The organism is Vibrio sp. 10N.222.52.C3 (assembly GCF_041474195.1).
In the GTDB taxonomy this organism is placed as follows: Bacteria; Pseudomonadota; Gammaproteobacteria; order Enterobacterales; family Vibrionaceae; genus Vibrio; species Vibrio crassostreae_C.
Genome location: NZ_JBFRTQ010000178.1, coordinates 1 through 4,881 on the forward strand (window position 1 = coordinate 1; position 4,881 = coordinate 4,881).

General features: G+C 45.8%; 2 protein-coding genes. Both read right to left on the reverse strand.

Annotation, left to right across the window (positions count from 1 at the left end):
- Positions 1–86: 86 nt before the first annotated feature.
- On the reverse strand, positions 87–3,317 hold the full coding sequence (gene carB / locus AB4517_RS21345; protein ID WP_372083354.1) for a carbamoyl-phosphate synthase large subunit: 3,231 nt from the start codon (positions 3,315–3,317) through the stop codon (positions 87–89).
- A 16-nt stretch (positions 3,318–3,333) separates the two neighbouring features.
- Entirely contained in the window at positions 3,334–4,488 is a 1,155-nt protein-coding gene (gene carA / locus AB4517_RS21350) for a glutamine-hydrolyzing carbamoyl-phosphate synthase small subunit (RefSeq protein ID WP_010434758.1), read from the reverse strand.
- Positions 4,489–4,881 lie beyond the last annotated feature (393 nt).

The window sequence follows — 4,881 nt, forward strand, 5'->3', positions numbered from 1 at the left end:
CATGCTCGGCGCACCATAAAAAAGCCCACTCCGAAGAGTGGGCTTTGAGCATTTATATCCGCTTATCAGCGATACACTTTAGGCGATTAAGCTTGAGAAGCTTTAACCTGAGCGTGTAGCTCTTGAACTGAAGTTACTGACGTTTTCGCGTCTGCAGTGTGCGCCATACAAGTCGCGAATGCAGCGTTTAGCGTAGTCGTGTAGTTAACTTTCTCAGCAAGTGCACCACGACGAAGAACTTTAGAATCTTCAATCGCTTGACGGCCAGCTGCAGTGTTCACGATGTACGTGTACTCGTTGTTCTTGATACGGTCAAGAATGTGAGGACGACCTTCGTGTACCTTGTTTACTAGACGTGGGTTGATGCCCGCTTCGCCAAGGATAACCGCAGTACCGTGAGTTGCGTCTAGCTGGTAACCAAGCTTAGATAGTTTAGATGCTAGGTCAACAACACGCTCTTTGTCGCCTTCGCGAACAGAAAGAAGTGCACGACCGCCTTCTGGGTAGATGTTACCACAACCCAATTCAGCTTTAGAGTATGCTTCTGCGAACGTCGCACCAACACCCATAACTTCACCAGTAGAGCGCATTTCTGGGCCTAACAGTGGGTCAACACCAGGGAACTTGTTGAATGGAAGTACAACTTCTTTCACTGAGTAGTAAGGTGGGATGATTTCTTTCGTAAAGCCTTGAGACTGTAGAGATTGACCCGCCATTACACGAGCGGCAATCTTAGCGATTGGCGCACCAGTTGCTTTAGATACGAATGGAACCGTACGTGCTGCACGAGGGTTAACCTCGATTAGGTACACTTCATTGTTCTTAACAGCAAACTGCGTGTTCATCAGACCACGAACACCCAACTCGAACGCTAGCTTTTCAACTTGCTCGCGCATTACGTCTTGGATTTCTTGGCTTAGCGTGTATGCAGGAAGAGAACATGCTGAGTCACCAGAGTGAACACCCGCTTGCTCGATGTGCTCCATAATACCGCCGATTACAACGCGCTCACCGTCACAAATCGCATCTACGTCTACTTCAACAGCGTCATCTAGGAAGCTATCAAGTAGTACTGGAGATTCGTTTGATACGCTAACTGCTTCGTTGAAGTAGCGACGTAGGTCTTGCTCGTCGTATACGATTTCCATCGCACGACCACCAAGTACGTAAGAAGGACGTACAACAAGTGGGAAGCCGATTTCACGAGATTTCTCTACCGCTTGCTCCATTGTTGTTACTGTCGCGTTTTCTGGTTGAAGTAGGCCTAGACGGTCTACAGCAACTTGGAAACGCTCACGGTCTTCTGCACGGTCGATTGCGTCTGGGCTAGTACCGATGATTGGTACGCCAGCAGCTTCAAGAGCACGTGCCAGTTTAAGTGGCGTTTGACCACCGTACTGAACGATAACGCCTTTTGGCTTCTCAACACGAGCGATTGCTAGTACGTCTTCCAGAGTTACTGGTTCGAAGTACAGACGGTCAGACGTATCGTAGTCTGTAGAAACTGTCTCAGGGTTACAGTTAACCATGATAGTTTCGTAGCCATCTTCACGTAGCGCTAGTGATGCGTGTACACAACAGTAGTCAAATTCAATGCCTTGGCCGATACGGTTTGGACCGCCGCCTAGAATCATGATTTTTTCTTTGTCTGTTGGGTTTGCTTCACACTCGTCATCGTAAGATGAGTACATGTAAGCCGTATCTGAAGAGAACTCAGCTGCACACGTATCTACACGCTTGTATACCGGGTGGATATCGTATTGGTCACGTAGACGACGGATTTCGCTTTCCGCTACACCTAGAATCTTAGATAGGCGCGCATCAGCAAAACCTTTACGCTTAAGCTTGTTTAGCTCGTCTTTATTTAGACCAGCAAAGCCTTTCGCTTTAAGTTCTTGCTCTAGCTTAACGATGTCTTCGATTTGAACTAGGAACCAACGGTCGATTTGCGTTAGGTTGAATACACCATCTACCGACATACCAGCACGGAATGCGTCAGCGATGTACCAAATACGCTCTGCGCCAGCTTCTTTAAGTTCGTGACGGATAGTCGTTAGAGCATCTGGTGCGTCTAGGTCTACCATTTCGTCAAAACCAGTCGCGCCAACTTCTAGGCCGCGAAGTGCTTTTTGTAGAGATTCTTGTTGGTTACGGCCGATAGCCATAACTTCACCAACCGACTTCATTTGCGTCGTTAGGCGGTCGTTAGCACCTGCAAACTTCTCGAAGTTAAAACGAGGAATCTTAGTTACTACGTAGTCGATTGTTGGTTCGAATGATGCTGGAGTTGCGCCGCCAGTGATGTCATTCATTAGCTCGTCTAGCGTGAAACCAACAGCCAGTTTCGCTGCAATCTTAGCGATTGGGAAACCTGTTGCTTTAGATGCTAGTGCAGAAGAGCGAGATACACGTGGGTTCATTTCGATGATAACCATACGGCCATCTTTCGGGTTGATACCAAACTGTACGTTTGAACCACCTGTTTCAACACCAATCTCACGCAGTACTGCTAGAGATGCGTTACGCATTAGTTGGTATTCTTTATCTGTCAGCGTTTGAGCTGGAGCCACAGTGATTGAGTCACCTGTGTGAATACCCATTGGGTCGAAGTTTTCAATCGCACATACGATGATGCAGTTGTCGTTTTTGTCACGAACCACTTCCATCTCGTACTCTTTCCAACCGATAAGTGATTCATCGATAAGAAGTTCATTAGTTGGAGATAGATCCAAACCACGACGACAGATTTCTTCAAATTCTTCTTTGTTGTAAGCGATACCGCCACCAGTACCACCCATCGTGAACGATGGACGAATGATACAAGGGAAGCCAACCATGTCTAAAACTTTGTAAGCTTCTTCCATCGTTTTCGCTGTATCAGCAGTTGGACACTCAAGGCCAATTGCTTTCATTGCTTTATCGAAGCGTGAACGGTCTTCTGCTTTATCGATAGCGTCAGCCGTTGCACCAATCATTTCAACACCGAACTCTTCAAGAACGCCGTGCTTTTCTAGGTCTAGAGCACAGTTCAATGCAGTTTGGCCACCCATAGTAGGTAGAACTGCATCAGGCTTCTCTTTAGCGATGATGTTACGCACAACTTCCCATTGGATAGGCTCGATGTAAGTTGCATCTGCCATATCTGGGTCAGTCATGATTGTCGCTGGGTTCGAGTTCACAAGAATAACTCGGTAACCTTCTTCGCGAAGCGCTTTACAAGCTTGAGCACCAGAGTAATCGAACTCACATGCTTGGCCGATAACGATCGGGCCAGCACCTAGAATAAGAATACTTTTAATGTCAGTACGTTTTGGCATTGTCTACTACTCCGAATTACGCTGTGTGCTGTTTGATTAGTTCAATAAAGTGGTCGAATAACGGCGCTGCGTCTTCTGGACCTGGGCTCGCTTCAGGGTGACCTTGGAAGCTGAATGCTGGTTTGTCTGTACGGTGAATACCTTGTAGAGAACCATCAAATAGTGATTTGTGCGTTGCACGTAGTGTCTCTGGAAGGGTTTCTTCGTCAGCAGCAAAGCCGTGGTTTTGCGAAGTAATCATCACAACATCACGATCTAAATCTTTAACCGGGTGGTTTGCACCGTGGTGACCAAACTTCATCTTCACTGTCTTAGCGCCTGACGCAAGAGCAAGAATCTGGTGACCTAGACAGATACCGAAGATTGGTAAGCCTTTTTCTAGGAACACTTTTGTCGCTTCAATTGCGTAAGTACATGGTTCTGGGTCACCAGGGCCGTTTGAAAGGAAAACACCGTCTGGGTTCAGAGCAAGTACTTCTTCAGCTGAAGTCTCAGCAGGAACAACCGTTAGGCGGCAGCCGCGGTCAACAAGCATTCGTAGGATGTTTCGTTTTGCACCGAAGTCATAAGCAACAACGTGGTATGGCAATTCTGAGTCTGCTTTCGCTTCAGGAAGTCCACCCGTAAGCGTCCACGAACCTTGTTTCCATTGATACGCTTCTTTTGTTGTAACTTCTTTCGCAAGGTCCATACCTTTCAGGCCAGGGAATTCTTTTGCTTTAGCAAGAGCTAGAGCTTCGTCTAGGTTTCCATCGTTTACTGAAGAGCCAGCTACGATACAACCGTTCTGTGCGCCTTTTTCACGAAGAATACGCGTCAGCTTACGAGTATCGATATCAGCGATACCAACAACGTTTTGCGACTTAAGGTAATCAGAAAGGGATTGTTCATTACGGAAGTTAGAAGCGATTAGAGGGAGATCGCGAATCACAAGGCCTTGAGCGTGGATTGAAGAAGATTCTTCGTCTTCGGAATTGGTTCCGGTATTGCCAATGTGAGGGTAAGTAAGGGTAACGATTTGTTGAGAATAGGAAGGATCAGTGAGGATTTCTTGGTACCCCGTCATCGAGGTATTAAAAACGACTTCACCAACTGCAGAACCTACAGCGCCAATGGCTTCACCGTGAAATACTGTCCCATCTTCTAGGACGAGTAGTGCTGACTTCTTCAAGACAACCTCCAGAAATAAAAATGCATTAAAATTGATTTAATTTGCAAATCTACCTTCCTGCAACACCAAAAACTGCGTGTTTATGGAAATTAGACAAATTGGCGGTATTTTAGTGATCTGCGTGATACGTGTCAACATTTAACTCAAAAGAAATTAAACATTTGTAAGGACTAATTCAATTTACCCCCTCAAAGCTCCAAAAGTTCAACTTTCATACGCATTTAGCTCGAATATTACGATTTTCTAATTTTCACCCCTCATTTTAGCCAACCATAGAGTGATAAAAATATCAGCAACAAAACGCAATCGATAAATACCAAGAGAAAACATGACAATTTAAAGATCTAAAACAAAAAACATACTAAAGACCACATAAACAGCATAGAAATGGAG